This is a genomic window from Shewanella decolorationis S12, from assembly GCF_000485795.1.
Classification (GTDB): Bacteria; Pseudomonadota; Gammaproteobacteria; order Enterobacterales; family Shewanellaceae; genus Shewanella; species Shewanella decolorationis.
The window spans coordinates 26,890-42,607 of sequence record NZ_AXZL01000050.1 but is presented as its reverse complement, the minus strand read 5'-3'; the positions used below and the strand labels follow the sequence as shown (position 1 = coordinate 42,607).

General features: G+C 46.8%; 14 protein-coding genes. 7 read left to right on the top strand and 7 right to left on the bottom strand.

Annotated elements, in window-relative coordinates:
* Positions 1–17 precede the first annotated feature (17 nt).
* Genes yidC through rpmH form a run of 4 tightly spaced genes read right to left on the bottom strand, consistent with a single transcriptional unit; the run spans position 18 to position 2,382 of the window.
* Complete coding sequence (yidC, locus tag SHD_RS04525; RefSeq protein ID WP_023266048.1) at positions 18–1,643, bottom strand: membrane protein insertase YidC; 1,626 nt, start codon at positions 1,641–1,643, stop codon at positions 18–20.
* 3 nt (positions 1,644–1,646) lie between these two features.
* A complete protein-coding gene (yidD, locus tag SHD_RS04520) occupies positions 1,647–1,901 on the bottom strand; it encodes a membrane protein insertion efficiency factor YidD (protein ID WP_011624661.1) in 255 nt (84 codons plus the stop codon).
* Positions 1,868–2,224, bottom strand: coding sequence for a ribonuclease P protein component (gene rnpA / locus SHD_RS04515; protein WP_007652336.1), 357 nt, complete (start codon positions 2,222–2,224; stop codon positions 1,868–1,870). Before rnpA ends, yidD begins: the two co-directional genes overlap by 34 nt.
* Positions 2,225–2,244: 20 nt before the next feature.
* A complete protein-coding gene (gene rpmH / locus SHD_RS04510; protein WP_011070423.1) occupies positions 2,245–2,382 on the bottom strand; it encodes a 50S ribosomal protein L34 in 138 nt (45 codons plus the stop codon).
* A 445-nt stretch (positions 2,383–2,827) separates the two neighbouring features.
* Between rpmH and dnaA the strand changes: the two genes are divergently transcribed.
* The 4 genes from dnaA (at position 2,828) to gyrB (ending at position 9,009) form a co-directional block, all read left to right on the top strand.
* On the top strand, positions 2,828–4,210 hold the full coding sequence (gene dnaA / locus SHD_RS04505; RefSeq protein ID WP_011715304.1) for a chromosomal replication initiator protein DnaA: 1,383 nt from the start codon (positions 2,828–2,830) through the stop codon (positions 4,208–4,210).
* A gap of 20 nt (positions 4,211–4,230) precedes the next feature.
* On the top strand, positions 4,231–5,331 hold the full coding sequence (dnaN, locus tag SHD_RS04500; protein ID WP_023266046.1) for a DNA polymerase III subunit beta: 1,101 nt from the start codon (positions 4,231–4,233) through the stop codon (positions 5,329–5,331).
* A gap of 161 nt (positions 5,332–5,492) precedes the next feature.
* Complete coding sequence (gene recF / locus SHD_RS04495) at positions 5,493–6,575, top strand: DNA replication/repair protein RecF (protein ID WP_023266045.1); 1,083 nt, start codon at positions 5,493–5,495, stop codon at positions 6,573–6,575.
* Between the two features lie 16 nt (positions 6,576–6,591).
* Positions 6,592–9,009 carry a DNA topoisomerase (ATP-hydrolyzing) subunit B gene (gyrB, locus tag SHD_RS04490; RefSeq protein ID WP_039977532.1) on the top strand — a complete coding sequence of 806 codons (2,418 nt, stop codon included), beginning with the start codon at positions 6,592–6,594 and terminating at the stop codon, positions 9,007–9,009.
* Between the two features lie 70 nt (positions 9,010–9,079).
* Here the strand turns inward: gyrB and SHD_RS04485 are convergent, their stop codons facing one another.
* Complete coding sequence (locus tag SHD_RS04485; protein WP_039977530.1) at positions 9,080–9,736, bottom strand: glutathione S-transferase family protein; 657 nt, start codon at positions 9,734–9,736, stop codon at positions 9,080–9,082.
* Positions 9,737–9,861: 125 nt separating this feature from the next.
* Between SHD_RS04485 and SHD_RS04480 the strand changes: the two genes are divergently transcribed.
* The gene (locus SHD_RS04480) at positions 9,862–10,710 is read left to right on the top strand and encodes a LysR family transcriptional regulator (protein WP_023266042.1); all 849 of its coding nucleotides are present in this window, start codon (positions 9,862–9,864) and stop codon (positions 10,708–10,710) included.
* A gap of 158 nt (positions 10,711–10,868) precedes the next feature.
* Complete coding sequence (locus SHD_RS04475) at positions 10,869–11,912, top strand: HDOD domain-containing protein (protein WP_023266041.1); 1,044 nt, start codon at positions 10,869–10,871, stop codon at positions 11,910–11,912.
* 75 nt (positions 11,913–11,987) lie between these two features.
* Here the strand turns inward: SHD_RS04475 and glyS are convergent, their stop codons facing one another.
* Together glyS and glyQ are read right to left on the bottom strand one after the other, a co-directional pair.
* Positions 11,988–14,054: a glycine--tRNA ligase subunit beta gene (gene glyS, locus SHD_RS04470; RefSeq protein WP_023266040.1), complete on the bottom strand. Its 2,067-nt coding sequence runs from the start codon at positions 14,052–14,054 to the stop codon at positions 11,988–11,990.
* Positions 14,055–14,063: 9 nt separating this feature from the next.
* Positions 14,064–14,969 (bottom strand): glycine--tRNA ligase subunit alpha, encoded by a 906-nt coding sequence (gene glyQ, locus SHD_RS04465; protein ID WP_011070431.1) that lies wholly within the window; start codon positions 14,967–14,969, stop codon positions 14,064–14,066.
* 118 nt (positions 14,970–15,087) lie between these two features.
* Between glyQ and SHD_RS04460 the strand changes: the two genes are divergently transcribed.
* Complete coding sequence (locus SHD_RS04460; RefSeq protein ID WP_023266039.1) at positions 15,088–15,663, top strand: DNA-3-methyladenine glycosylase I; 576 nt, start codon at positions 15,088–15,090, stop codon at positions 15,661–15,663.
* Positions 15,664–15,718: the final 55 nt, after the last annotated feature.

Below are 15,718 nucleotides of genomic sequence, written 5' to 3'. Positions count from 1 at the left end.
TTATCTAGCGCTTGGGCTTATTTTAAGCCTTTTTTCTCTAGACCTGCATAAATAATCTTCTGCTGGATGATGGCAACAATGTTACCCACTAACCAGTACAGTACTAGACCTGATGGGAACCACAGGAAGAATACGGTAAAGATCATTGGCATCCATTGCATCATCTTCACTTGCATTGGGTCCATGGTCGGTGCGATAGGTTGCATTTTTTGCATCACAAACATAGACGCACCCATCAGCAACGGCAGAATGTAGTATGGATCTTGTACAGATAAGTCGTGGATCCATAACATAAATGGCGCGTGACGCAGCTCGAAGCTTTCTAACAATACCCAGTACAAGGCAATGAAGATTGGCATCTGTAACAAGATAGGTAAACAGCCACCCATAGGGTTCACTTTTTCCTTCTTGTACAGTTCCATCATGGCTTGACCCATTTTTTGACGGTCATCGCCGAAGCGTTCTTTTAGATCCTGCAGTTTTGGCTGTAGGTTACGCATCTTCGCCATTGAGGTGTACTGCGCTTTAGTCAGCGGGAACAGTAAACCACGAACGGTTAAGGTGATCAGGATAATTGCCACACCCCAGTTACCCACAAAGGATTGATAGAACATCAATAACCAGTGGATTGGCACGGCTAACCACCAAAGGAAACCGTAATCAACAACCAGGTTTAAGGTATCAGATAACGCAGATAGCGCTTTTTGATCCTTAGGACCAACATAAAACTGTGAGCTAATTTCTTGAGTCGCACCTGGAGCAATATCGTATACCGCGCCACGGAAACCAATGTTAGCTAAACCGCCAGCACTGACACTCGAGAAAATGGTGTTGCTATCGGTTGCTGGTGGGATCCAAGCTGATACGAAGTAATGTTGCAGCATCGCCGCCCAACCACCGAGAGTCGGTTGATTGAGGTTGCTCTTGCTCATATCTTCAAATTTGTACTTTTCGTAACGTACATCTTGAGTCGAGAACGCGGCGCCACGGTAAGTTGGCATCATCATGCTGCTTTCAGATGGCTTGATGGTCTGTTTAATCTGACCGTACATCTGAACTTGTAATGGAGCAGCTGAGGTGTTGTTGATTTTGTAATCGATATCAACGTTAAACTTGCCACGATGGAAGACAAACACTTTGGTGTAAGTCACACCGTTATCAGCCACATAGGTCAGTGGTACTTCTAAGGTGTCTTGGCCATCGGCTAAGGTAAATTCAGTTTTGCTGGCAGCAAATGCGGCGCGACCTTTAGCACTGCTATCGATACCATCACGGCCAATCAGGCCACTCTGAGCGATATAGGTGAAATCTTTGGTTTGCTCAAGCAAAACAAATGGCTGGTCTTTACCCTGTTCCAGTTTGTGTGAAACCAGAGCCGCAAAAACGATGTCACCACCCACTGGGTTGATTTGTACATCGAGCTGATCGGTTTTAACGGTGATCAGATTTTGCGTTGCCGTTAAGGCTGCTGGGACACCTGTGTCTGCTTCTGGAACATCAGCACTGTGATTTGTGGTTGCATTCGCCACTACAGACGATTCGGTTGCAACGGGTTTTGGAGCTTTGTCTGCTTGCCACTGTTGCCACAGCAAAAAGCTGACAAACAGTAGTCCTATTAGCAATATATTGCGTTGAGATTCCATAGCCTATTTATTACACCTGTCATTTTTAGGGGGGACGGGATCACTACCGCCGGGATGCAAAGGGTGACATTTTAATATGCGTTTCAATGCAAACCAACAACCTTTCGCGGTTCCGTGCACTTTTATTGCCTCAATGGCGTAATGCGAGCATGTGGGATTGAAACGACATCGAGGCCCTAAGAGGGGGCTGATGAAGATTTGATAGCCACGAATGAACGTGGTTGCTAGCCATTGTAGCGGCGACTGAGTTTGCGCCATAGCTTTTCTATCAACTTGTTGATCTCTGCATTTTCCATTTCCATCACCCCGTTTCTGACCAGCACAACAATATCAAGGTGAGGGATGTCGTGTTGATTGAGGCGAAAACTATCTCTGATAACTCGCTTAATGCGATTACGCTGATTGGCGCGTTTTACATAGCGTTTAGCTACAGTAAGACCCAAACGCGGATGTTGTTCCGAATTAGGAATGGCAAGCAGAGTGATTTCAGCAGAAGAAGCTTTGATGGGATTGGAGAATACAGATTTAAATTGCGCGGGAGTTAGCAAGCGTAACTCCCGCGTAAAGGTATAGCTAGTCAACTAGTTACCTACTTAACTTATTAAGCAGATAAACGAGCGCGACCTTTCGCACGACGACGTGCAAGCACCTTACGGCCGCCTGCAGTAGCCATACGAGCGCGGAAGCCGTGAGAACGCTTGCGCTTCAGGTTGCTAGGTTGAAAAGTACGTTTACTCATGATGGCAATCCGTCTTTGTTATAAGTGAACATATCCTTATCTCTGGTGACAGAGGTAAGGGTAAAAAAGAGGCCGAATTGTAATCACTTTACCTGTTCCCGTCAACAACGAAAGTCAGCAAGTGGCTTATTTCTGCCCGTGTATCCTTTGATCAATTTCCCACATACACCAGAAGATGTGGATAACTCTGTGTATTGGCACTACATGTAGTAGTGAAGGGGATCTATCAAGCGATCAAAGGGGCGCCATTATAGATCAATGTGGATCGCTTAATAAAGCGGGATTTGCCCTATTTGTTGAATAAAAGGATCGAATTTGATCTTTGATGATCGGGGATATCTCCATAGAATGATCTTGTTGGGGATAATTATTTTTTAAGGATAGCGATCATTGAGATCTCGCTATAGAATACACCTCTTTTTGATGATCTTTTGGGGATAACTTAGTGGCGGTTTCACTTTGGCAACAATGTATCGGAAGACTGCAAGACGAGCTTTCTGCTCAGCAGTTCAGTATGTGGATCAGACCGTTACAAGCCGAAATGGATGGAGATACTTTGGTGCTTTATGCGCCTAACCGCTTCGTGCTCGATTGGGTTAGGGATAAGTACATCAATATCATTAATCAGTTTTTTACTGAGCAAATGGGTAATGATGCACCTAAGTTACGTTTCGATATCGGTAGCCGTCCGTCAGCGAAAAAGCCTGAGCCAGCCCCAGTTGCGGCTGTGCGTGTGCCCAATCCCCAAACTAAAGCCTCGGTAGGGACTTCATTTAATACCACTGAGCCTGTTGCTAACGCTAATCATCGCAGCAATATCAATCCCACTTACCAATTCGACAACTTCGTTGAGGGTAAGTCTAACCAACTCGGTAAAGCGGCCGCACTCCAGGTTGCTGAAAATCCGGGTGGTGCCTATAACCCGCTGTTCCTTTATGGTGGTACGGGTTTAGGTAAGACCCACTTATTACATGCGGTGGGTAATGGCATCATCAAAAATAATCCCGATGCGAAAGTCGTGTACATGCACTCAGAGCGTTTTGTGCAAGACATGGTGAAAGCGCTGCAAAACAATGCGATCGAAGAATTCAAACGTTACTACCGTAGTGTCGATGCCCTGTTTATCGACGACATTCAATTCTTCGCCAATAAAGACCGATCCCAGGAAGAATTTTTCCATACCTTTAACGCGCTGCTTGAAGGTAATCATCAGATCATCCTGACATCGGATCGTTATCCAAAAGAGATCGACGGGGTCGAGGACAGATTAAAATCTCGCTTTGGTTGGGGCTTAACGGTTGCGATTGAACCGCCAGAGCTTGAAACCCGTGTGGCGATTTTGATGCGTAAAGCTCAGGAGAGCGGCATTAATCTTCCCGACGAAGTTGCCTTCTTTATTGCTAAGCGCTTACGTTCGAACGTTCGCGAGTTAGAAGGGGCGTTAAACCGCGTTATCGCCAACGCTAACTTTACTGGCCGTCCAATTACGATTGATTTTGTGCGTGAAGCCCTGCGTGACCTCTTGGCACTGCAGGAAAAATTAGTCACTATAGACAACATTCAGAAAACCGTAGCTGAATACTACAAAATCAAGATGGCTGATATGTTGTCTAAACGTCGTTCGCGCAGTGTTGCGCGCCCAAGACAAGTGGCCATGGCGTTATCCAAAGAATTAACTAACCAGAGCTTGCCGGAAATTGGTGATGCCTTTGGTGGTCGAGATCACACCACAGTGTTACATGCCTGTCGTAAGATTGCTCAGCTACGGGAAGAGAGTCACGACATTAAAGAAGATTATGCTAACTTGATTAGAACCTTATCTTCTTAAAATCAAGGAATTTGGACACTATGAAATTTTCAATTGATAGGGACGCCCTATTAAAGCCGCTTCAATTGGTTTGTGGTGCGGTAGAAAGACGCCATAACTTGCCTATTTTGGCAAATCTCCTTGTAGAAGTTAGTGGGCACTCACTCAAAATGACAGGTACCGACCTCGAAGTTGAGTTAGTAGGCCAGGCGGTCGTTCATGGTGATATCGAAGAAGGTCGTACTACAGTTCCTGCTAAGAAGCTGTTAGATATAGTTAAATCCTTACCCGAGCAAAGCGAGCTTAAGGTCGAGCAGCAAGATAACAAATGGTTATTGCGCTCAGGCCGTAGCCGTTTCTCGCTGGCAACCCTGCCCGCAGAAGAATACCCCAATGTGGAAGCCTTTCAGGCGGAAATCGAGTTCTCTCTTAAGCAGGGCGTGCTGAAGTCACTGATTGATGCTACTCAGTTTTCGATGGCGAACCAAGACGTTCGTTACTATCTGAATGGTTTATTGCTCGAGACTGAAGGTAATGTGCTGCGTGCCATTGCCACCGACGGTCACCGCTTAGCCTTAAGCCACAGAACCATAGATGCGCAATTGCCTGAAAAACAAGTGATCGTGCCCCGCAAAGGCGTGATGGAAATGGCGCGTTTATTGGAAGCTGATGATTTAGATATCGCGATTGCCATTGGCGATAATGCGATTCGTGCGACCACCAGCACCACAGTTTTTACCAGTAAATTAGTCGATGGTCGTTTCCCTGATTATCGCCGTGTGTTACCGAAAGGCGGTGATAAAATCGTTATCGCCAGCCGTAACCATTTCAAGCAAGCTTTAAACCGTGCTTCTATTCTATCGAACGAGAAGTTCCGCGGTGTACGCATTCAGTTAGAAGCGGGATTACTGAAAATCACCGCCAATAACCCAGAGCAGGAAGAAGCGGAAGAAATCATCGATGTGGATTACAACAATCAGCCACTCGAAATTGGTTTCAACGTCAGTTACTTACTGGATGTGCTAAACAACCTTAAGTCCGATGATGTGCGTATCACCCTAATTGATGGTAACTCGAGTGCTTTATTGGAAAACCACTTGGAAGAAGATTCCATGTATGTGGTTATGCCGATGCGCTTATAGTATTCCATTGCCTACTTTGTGCCATACGCCGCTTTTTAGCGGCGTATATGTCTTCAAGCCTTATCCCTTGTTGCCTTATTTACTCGAATGGATGTGAATTGCGGTATGATGACTGTTCTGAGTCTTGGCCTAAGCCGTCGATGCGGTTTGATGAGTAACGCATGAGTCTTATCCGTCTTAATATTGATTCTTTTCGCAATATTCAATTGGCGCAGCTGAGCCCAACTGAAGGGATCAATCTGATTTACGGTCAAAATGGCAGTGGCAAAACCAGCATACTTGAGGCTATTTACTTTCTCGGTATGGGGCGTTCGTTTCGCAGTCATTTATCTCAACGAGTGATCAATAACGAACAGGATAAGTTAACCCTGTTTGCGACCTTAAATTTGCCCCGTGGCGACAGTAAAATCGGCTTGCGACGTTTCCGTAGTGGCGAAACTGAAGTCAAAATCGACGGGGAAAAGGTGAAACGGCTATCGACCTTAGCCGAAACCCTACCCATCCAAGTGATCACGCCAGAAAGCTTTTCGCTCCTATTTGAAGGTCCTAAATCCCGTCGGCAGTTTATCGATTGGGGCGCCTTTCATTCTGACCCGCAGTTTTATGCGGCATGGGTGAACGTAAGACGGGTTCTTAAGCAACGTAATCAACTGCTTAGAAATAATTCTCCCTATGATCAAATCCAATATTGGGATAGGGAGTTTGTCCGTTATACCGAGCAGGTCACAGAAATACGAAACCGTTATGTAGACTCGTTAAATGAGCTACTTAAGGGTATAATCGGGGAGTTTTTACCGCAGGTAGATGTTAAGGTTTCATTTACTCGCGGCTGGGATAGCAAAACGGATTTTGCACAACTTCTCGAATCCCAATATCCCAGAGATTTGGCTACGGGTCATACCGTCAGCGGTCCCCATAAAGCTGACCTCAGACTTCGTGTAGGTAGTTTACCGGCGCAGGATGCCCTGTCCCGTGGTCAATTGAAATTATTAGTCTGTGCACTGCGTATTGCACAGGGAAAGTTGCTCAAACAACAAATAGATAAACACAGTATTTATCTTGTGGATGATCTTCCATCCGAGTTGGATGCACAGCATAGGCAGCTATTGCTTAAGCAGCTAGTGGACACTGGTGCACAAGTGTTTGTCACTGCCATTGAACCTGCAGCAATAGTCGATTCGTTACACACGCCTCCCAGTAGGATGTTCCATGTGGAACAGGGACGTGTAACGGTAATTGAATAACCATTGAGAGAATAATATGTCAGAGAATAGTTACGATTCTTCGAGTATTAAGGTCCTTAAGGGCCTTGATGCAGTACGTAAGAGACCTGGGATGTATATTGGTGACACCGACGACGGTACGGGTCTACATCATATGGTGTTCGAAGTAGTCGATAACTCTATCGATGAAGCCTTAGCCGGCCATTGTACTGATATCACTATTACTATCCATGTGGATGGTTCTGTCTCCGTTCGCGACGACGGCCGTGGTATTCCTGTGGCGATTCACCCGGAAGAAGGCGTGTCTGCCGCCGAGGTGATCATGACGGTACTGCACGCGGGCGGTAAGTTCGACGATAACTCTTATAAAGTGTCCGGTGGTCTGCACGGCGTGGGTGTGTCGGTAGTTAACGCGCTGTCTAAAAAGCTGCAGTTAACCATTCGCCGCGAAGGTAAAGTCCACGAGCAGTTTTATACCCACGGTGTTCCTGACGAGCCAATCAAAGTGATTGGCGATGCGACGAAAACTGGTACCGAAATCCGTTTCTGGCCAAGTGAAGAAACCTTCAGCGATGTTGAGTTCCACTTCGAGATTCTGGCAAAGCGCGTGCGCGAACTGTCGTTCCTCAACTCAGGCGTGGGTATCCGCTTAGTCGACGAGCGTGACAATAAGAATGAATTCTTTAAATACGAAGGTGGTATCAGCGCATTCGTTGATTACCTGAACCGTAATAAAACGCCAGTAAACAAAGACGTATTCCACTTTATGCAAGAGCGTGACGACGGTATTACCGTTGAAGTGGCGATGCAGTGGAACGATGGTTATCAAGAAAGCATTTTCTGTTTTACCAACAACATTCCGCAGCGTGATGGTGGTACTCACTTAGCGGGTTTCCGTAGTGCGTTGACACGTAACCTCAACAACTACATGGAAAACGAAGGCTATAACAAGAAAGGCAAAACTAACGCGACAGGCGATGACGCCCGCGAAGGTTTAACGGCCGTGATTTCAGTTAAAGTGCCTGATCCTAAGTTCAGCTCGCAAACCAAAGACAAGTTAGTGTCTAGCGAAGTGAAAGCCGCGGTTGAACAAACCATGGGTGAGAAGCTAAACGACTATCTGCTGGAGAATCCAGCCGATGCTAAGTTAATCGTCGGTAAGATTGTCGATGCGGCTCGTGCCCGTGAAGCGGCGCGTAAAGCCCGTGAAATGACCCGTCGTAAAGGCGCACTCGATTTAGGTGGTTTGCCAGGTAAGCTGGCCGATTGCCAAGAGAAAGACCCTGGTCTTTCAGAAATCTACATAGTGGAAGGGGACTCTGCTGGCGGTAGCGCTAAGCAGGGACGTAACCGTAAGAACCAAGCGATTCTGCCACTGAAAGGTAAAATCTTAAACGTTGAGAAGGCGCGTTTTGATAAAATGCTTTCCTCTCAAGAGGTTGCTACGCTAATCACCGCGCTTGGCTGTGGTATTGGTCGTGACGAATACAACCCAGATAAGACGCGTTACCACAACATCATCATCATGACGGATGCTGACGTCGACGGCTCGCACATTCGTACCTTGCTGTTGACCTTCTTCTTCCGTCAAATGCCTGAACTGATAGAGCGTGGTTATGTGTATATTGCTCAGCCGCCTTTATTCAAAGTGAAGAAAGGTAAGCAAGAACAATATCTGAAAGACGAAGCGGCACTGACGCAGTATCTGACCACTCAGGCGTTAGATGGAACCAGCATTTATCCATCTCAAGGTGCGCCTGGTATGTCGGGTGAGCCATTAGAGCGTTTAGTGACTCAATACCGTGAAGTGGAAGCGATTGTGGCCCGTTTAGAGCAACGTTACCCAACGCAGATCACCAACCGCATGCTTTATCATCCAATGATCAACAACGAAATGTTGGCGGATGAAGGCAAGATGAAGGAATGGATCGACGCCTTTATCCATGAGCTGGTGGAATTAGAAAACAGCGGTGTGTTGTATTCTGGTGAGCCTGTGCTCGATCCTGAGCGCAAAGTGTATCTGCCGAAGATCACTATCCGTAAACACGGTATCGATACACACTACCTGTTCAGCTACGACTTCTTCCAATCAACTGACTACCAACGCATTGGTAAGTTAGGTGCGGCACTTGAAGGCCTGATTGAAGTCGGTGGTTATGTACAACGTGGCGACCGTGTGAAGGAAGTGGGTAGCTTCATTGAAGCGTTAGATTGGACCATCAGCGAAGCCAAGCGTGGCCTATATATCCAACGCTATAAAGGGTTGGGTGAGATGAACCCTGAGCAATTGTGGGAAACCACGATGGATCCTGAATCTCGCCGCATGCTGCAAGTGACGATTGATGATGCCGTTGGTGCGGATCAGCTGTTTACTTGTTTGATGGGCGACCAAGTTGAACCACGTCGTGACTTTATCGAAGCCAATGCGCTGAACGTGGCTAACTTAGACGTTTAACATCTAGATGTATCGTTAGCGATGGATAAAAAAGGGAAAGCTTAGCTTTCCCTTTTTGTTTGGTAGAAAATTATCTATCAACACCAGCCTCGTCGGCGTCCACTATTTCAGTCTCGGCTTTGGCGGCTTGTATCCAGGCCTGCATTTCTGGCTGGCTGACGATAAATTCCATATAGGCTCGACTCGCTTGGGAGACTTCAATCTCATAGGTGAAGAAGCGCATCACAACCGGCGCAAACATCATATCGGCTATCGACCACTTGCCAAATAACCAAGTGCCTTGGGCGCTGGCAAACTCTGCCATTTGCTGTGACCAGATACTGTCGATGCGGGCAATATCCTGCAACACGGCTGGGCTTAATTCGACATAACGATGGGCACGGATATTCATCGGCAGGGCATTTCGCAGGGCATGAAAGCCTGAATGCATTTCACAGGCGTAGGAACGAGCCTTAGCTTTTTGTTTCGGGTCTTGCGGCAAGGCAGAGCCTGAAAGATAAGTATCGTTGATATATTCGCAAATCGACAACGAATCCCAAACCGTGATATTTCCATCGATGAGTGTTGGAACTTTTAGGGTAGGCGAAATAGATTTTAGCCGCTGATAAAAGCTCTCGGTATCGAGTTGCAATAGCACTTCATCGAACTGAACACCTGATTTTGCAGCCATTAACCAAGCGCGGAGCGACCAACTAGAGTAGTTTTTATTGCCAATGTAGAGTTCCATTTTCACCTTCCTGTTGGGGTTGTGCTTATCAATATAGGCGCTTGTACTTTGCATGACTAACGAATAGATTTGATGTTATCTATCAGCAAAATGAATAGATAGACTGACCTCAGATAGGAAATATTATGGAAATAGAAGCGCTGCGCAGCTTTGTGGCATTTGTCGATACCGGGAGTTTTACCCGTGCGGCAATGCAAACCTATAAGACTCAATCTGCCGTCAGTATGCAAATGAAGCGCTTAGAGCAAGAGTTGGGAAAAACGCTCTTTGTAAAAGAGGGGCGAAACTTAGTTCTATCTACCGAAGGCCAACGTTTTGGTTTGTACGCTAAGCAATTACTGCAATTGCACGATGAGACTGTCACTACCATTAAGCAGACCCAAGTCGGCACACAATTGCATTTGGGCTGTCCCGATGACTATGCCGAATCCGTGTTGCCGCGGATAGTGGCGTTGTTACATGGTCAAATTAAGCAACTCGATCTTCAAATTACCTGCGCCTCGAGCCAAAAGCTGCGGATCATGCTGGATTCTGGGCAGCTCGATGCAGCGATAGTGACTCGTTTGCCTGAGTCCGATGAAGGCTACTTATTACAAACCTCAAAAGGCGTTTGGGTGAGCGCGAGTGGTTCGAACTTGAGTGATGCCGATCCCTTACCCATAGCGCTTTTCCAAAAGGATTGTAAATTCCATATCGCGGCGTTAGATGGATTAATGAAACAAGATAGACATTATCAGTTGTTAGCCTGTAGCAGCAGTGCTGCGGCTCTTAAAGCTATAGTGGCTAAGGATTTGGCTATTAGTGCCATGGCCGAATGCAGTGTATCGGCACCACTGAATATTGTTGATTCTGAAACTCTTCCACCTTTGCCTGTGGTCGCCGTCGCACTGGTGATTTCCGCTAAAGCTTATTCACCAATCAATGCGGAATTGGCCAAGCAAATTGCGCGGGCCTATCAAGGCTACTTGGAATAAGGTTTCACGTGAAACATTCGATTTGATAATGCAGCCTTAAGTCTAGGGACATATAGTAAAGCTGCGCGTAATACATGATGTGACCACTAGTATATGAACTACAATGGACTGATAATTATGCAGGGTCAGTTAACTCAGCTCTTATAGGTTGGAACGTCTTGATTAAGTCCATATTTAATAAAATTTTTAATATCCGCGAAGAGACAACACTGGAGCGGCCTAAAAGCTTTAGTCAAACCGATCTCAGTAAATCGTTGGACAAAGTTTCAGCCCCTAAACGCCAAGAAGAACCCGTTGATACCGTGGTGAGTATCGACCTTGCGGCGCTGTTTTACAGCCTGTTGTTTCCCGCCAGAACCAAAGATGCTGGTGGCGTTGCCAATAACCTTGAACGGCGTGTTATGGCTGAAATAGAGCTGGCCTTAGCATCGCCACAAGTGATAGCAGAAAAGGTGCTTAAGCTTCCCTCTAAGGTTTTGGAATTAGACCGTAAATTAGCTGAGCCACAGTTTGATACTAAGGACTTGTTGGCGTTAATCGAGAAAGATCCTTTACTGAGCGTCGAAGTGCTTAAGCTGTGTAATTCACCAGCCTTTAAGCGTGGCGATAGAGAGGTCACCAGCCTGCAGCAGGCTTTAGTGCAGCTCGGCCGTGAGCAGTTACGCCGCTTTGTTACTAGCTGCCTAGTGCGTGAAATGCTCGATATTAAACCCATTTATTTTCGTCGCTTTGGTGCCGAAATTTGGCGTCATTCAATGCAGGTGGCCTTTTTAACCAGCGAACTGAGTGAAGAAGATAGAGACACGGCATTCCTATTAGGATTACTGCATGATGTGGGTAAGCTCGCCATCTTTAAAATGTTGCTCGATGCCTTTGTGCAAGCAGAGCCTGGGGAGCAGCCAAACTCTTGGTTATTCCGACAAGTGATGACGGCAAAATCACTCACCTTAAGTGCTTTGTTGGCAAAGCATTGGCAATTGCCAAGTACCTTTGAAACCGAGCTGGATAAATTAGCCCATGTCCATACTCGGCCGAATGAGGGAATTGCCGCTGTGGTTTGGCGCGCCAATATCATCAGTGAGATTTCGATGTTGCAGCAAGCGGGTAAATTGCCTGCTGAGATGCTGAGCAACTTGTTAGCCTTGGTTGGACTCGAGCCCGCTCAATTCGAAGTGTTGCACGAGAAACTTCAGCAGTTTTAATATATTGCAGCCAATAAAAAACGCGCTATAAGCGCGTTTTTTATTGGCACTCTAACCTAACGTCTAACGTGCGATTTACTGAAGCAGAGAAATATCCGCTACATGTAAGAACTGTTCACGTAGGTTATTTAGCAGTGCTAAACGGTTGTTTTTCAATGCTTCGTCATCCGCCATAACCATCACGTCCTCGAAGAACTGGTCAACACTCTCACGTAAGCTCGCCAGCAGTGTTAATGCCTGTTGGTAATCAGCATTAGCGAACAGCGGAGCGAGTTGAGGTTGCAGTTCGGCAAGCTTAGCAGCTAATGCTTGTTCTGCGGCTTCGGCTAACAGAGCTGAGTTAATCGCGGTGGGTAATTCGCCTTCCACTTTCGCCAGAATGTTAGACACACGCTTGTTCGCCGCAGCCAGAGCGCTAGAGGCTTCTAAGCTTCTGAAGTGTGATACCGCATTGATACGGCTATCAAAATCAGCAGGGCGAGTTGGGCGGCGTGCCAATACTGCGAGGATCACGTCAACCTCGATACCTTTATCTTGGTACCAAGCACGGAAACGCGCCATTAGGAACTCAAGCACTTCATCGCTTGCATTCGCGTTGCTTAAGTTGGTGCCATGGAGTTCTTGAGCCTTAGCAATCAGGGTCACTAAGTCCAGTGGCAACTTGTTCTCAACGATAATGCGTAGCACACCGATAGCGGCACGGCGCAGTGCGAATGGGTCGGCAGCGCCCTTAGGTGCCTGACCAATACCGAAGATACCGACTAAGGTATCGAGTTTATCCGCTAAGGCTACTGCGCAAGATACCGCTGCAGTCGGAACCGTATCGCCAGAGAATTTGGGCTTGTATTGCTCTTCCATAGCTAAGGCGACGGCTTCAGTTTCACCGTCTAGGCGGGCGTAATGCATGCCCATGGTGCCTTGAGTATCGGTAAACTCCATCACCATATTGGTCATTAAGTCAGTTTTAGACAATAAACCAGCACGCGCTGCATCAACGGCGTTAGCACCAGTTTGCTCGGCAATAAAGGCGGCTAGGGCGGAGATACGAGTGACTTTGTCTTTTAAGGTACCGAGTTGTTGTTGGAACAAGACGGTCTCAAGACTCGATAAACGTGATTCTAGCGTGTGCTTTTTGTCGGTATTGAAGAAGAACTCAGCATCGGCCAAGCGTGGACGAACCACTTTCTCGTTACCCGCAATGATTTGCGCCGGATCTTTTGATTCGATGTTCGCGACAAAGATGAAGTTTGGCAGTAACTTACCGGCATCATCGAATACTGGGAAGTATTTCTGATCGCCCTTCATCGTATAAACCAAGGCTTCTGAAGGTACGTTTAAGAACTTCTCTTCAAAGCTTGCGGTTAATACGACTGGCCATTCAACCAAAGAGGTGACTTCTTCGAGCAGGTCATCTTCGATATCGGCGGTGCCACCAATCTTAGCGGCCGCTTTTTCTGCATCGGCTTTGATTAAGGCTTTACGGCTTTCGTAATCGGCGATGACTTTACCTTTTTCTTTCAGTAGCGTCAGGTAGTTGTCTGCATGGTCAAGCTCGAAGCCTGTACCCATAAAGCGGTGACCACGAACATTACGTGCCGATTTAATGCCGAGTAATTCACCTTCGATTAATTCACTGCCTAACAGCATAGTGGCTGTGTGAACAGGGCGAATAAATTGTGTCTTGCTGCTTCCCCAGCGCATTGGCTTAGGAATGGGTAACTTATCCAGCGCACGTTGCGCCATCGCAGCGATTAAGCTCTTAGTTTCAACGCCTTCGACTTTGGCGTTATAAACCAGCCATTCACCTTTATCGGTCACTAAACGCTCGGCTTGGTCAACGGTAATACCGTTACCACGTGCCCAACCTTCTGCGGCTTTCGTTGGTTTACCTTCGGCATCGAATGCTGAGCTGACAGCGGGGCCGCGTTTTTCAACGATTTTGTCCGCTTGAGCAAGCGCTAGTTCTGTCACATTAATCGCGAGACGACGGGGTGCTGCATACCAAACAGCTGATTTAAAAGCTAAATCTGCTTTGGTTAGTTCTTCGGTAAAGTTCGCGAGGAAAGACTCTGCTAGTTTACGCAGCGCCTTTGGCGGCAGTTCTTCTGTGCCTAACTCGATGAGTAAGTTTTCAAAATTCATGTGTTACCTCTACTTACACATTGGGAAGCCAAGCGCTTCGCGTGCCTGATAATAGGATTCAGCAACGGCTTTAGCCATGGTACGAACGCGCAGGATATAACGCTGACGTTCAGTCACTGAAATGGCGTGGCGTGCATCGAGCAGGTTGAAGGCGTGTGAGGCTTTCATCACTTGCTCATAGGCGGGTAGAGGTAATGGTTTTTCAAGCGACAATAAATGCTGACACATCTTTTCGCATTGATCGAACAGGGCAAACATAAAGTCGACGTCTGCGTGTTCAAAGTTATAGGTCGATTGCTCAACTTCGTTTTGGTGGAACACATCGCCGTAGGTGATGCGACCCATAGGGCCGTCGGTCCATACTAGGTCATACACGCTATCTACACCTTGAATATACATGGCGAGACGTTCTAAACCGTAGGTGATTTCACCGGTGACTGGGCTACACTCTAAGCCGCCGACCTGTTGGAAGTAAGTAAACTGAGTCACTTCCATGCCGTTTAACCAGACTTCCCAGCCTAGGCCCCATGCGCCTAATGTTGGTGATTCCCAGTTGTCTTCCACAAAGCGAATGTCGTGGATTTGAGTATCAATACCAAGGGCTTGCAGAGAACCTAAATAGAGTTCTTGGATATTATCCGGTGACGGTTTTAACACGACTTGGAATTGGTAGTAGTGCTGCAGACGGTTCGGGTTTTCACCGTAACGGCCGTCGGTAGGGCGGCGCGATGGCTGCACATAGGCACTGCTCATTGGCTCGGGCCCTAAAGAGCGTAGGAAAGTTTGTGGGTGGAATGTACCCGCACCGACTTCCATATCTAGAGGTTGAACGATTGCACAGCCTTGCTGCGCCCAATATTCCTGTAGGGTTAGAATGAAACCCTGAAATGTTTTTACGTCGTGTTTCGTCGTCATGTCTACTTGTCTACTGCCGTCAGCTTTAATAGAAAATGGTTTCGATTATACCTTGTAGATCTCTGCTTATGTAGGTTATTTTTTACCTTCTTCGTTAAAACGTTAAGGTAGATAGGCCATGGAAGAAATCCGCTGTAATTGGGTCAGTGATGATCCCTTGTATCGCGAGTACCACGATAAGGTGTGGGGGCGTCCAGTTTATGATTCGAAGGAGTTGTTTGCCAAGCTCTGTTTAGATGGGCAACAAGCGGGGTTGTCTTGGATTACTATCTTAAAGAAGCAGCAAAACTACGAACAAGCCTTTGCGGATTTTGAGCCTGCTGTGATTGCAACTTTTGACGACGCTAAAGTCGAGGAATTGATGGCTAACCCAGGCATTGTGCGTAATCGCCTTAAGATCCATTCGATTATTCGTAATGCAAAAGGATACTTAGCATACACTGCGGATGGCAAAGATTTTTCTGAATTTCTATGGAGCTTCGTTGGTGGCAAGCCATTGGTGAATCAATTTACCTCCATGTCGCAGGTGCCTGCGCAAACACCTGAATCAGAGGCCATGTCGAAGGCATTAAAAAAGCTTGGCTTTAACTTTGTTGGCCCAACGATTTGTTACGCCTTTATGCAGGCGGTGGGAATGGTGAACGATCATCTAGTTGATTGCATTGCCTATGATGCTTGCTGTGGTGGCAAATAAGTCACTAATCTAATTGAGTTAAAATCCAAAATAAAAGGCATGTTCCACGTGGAAC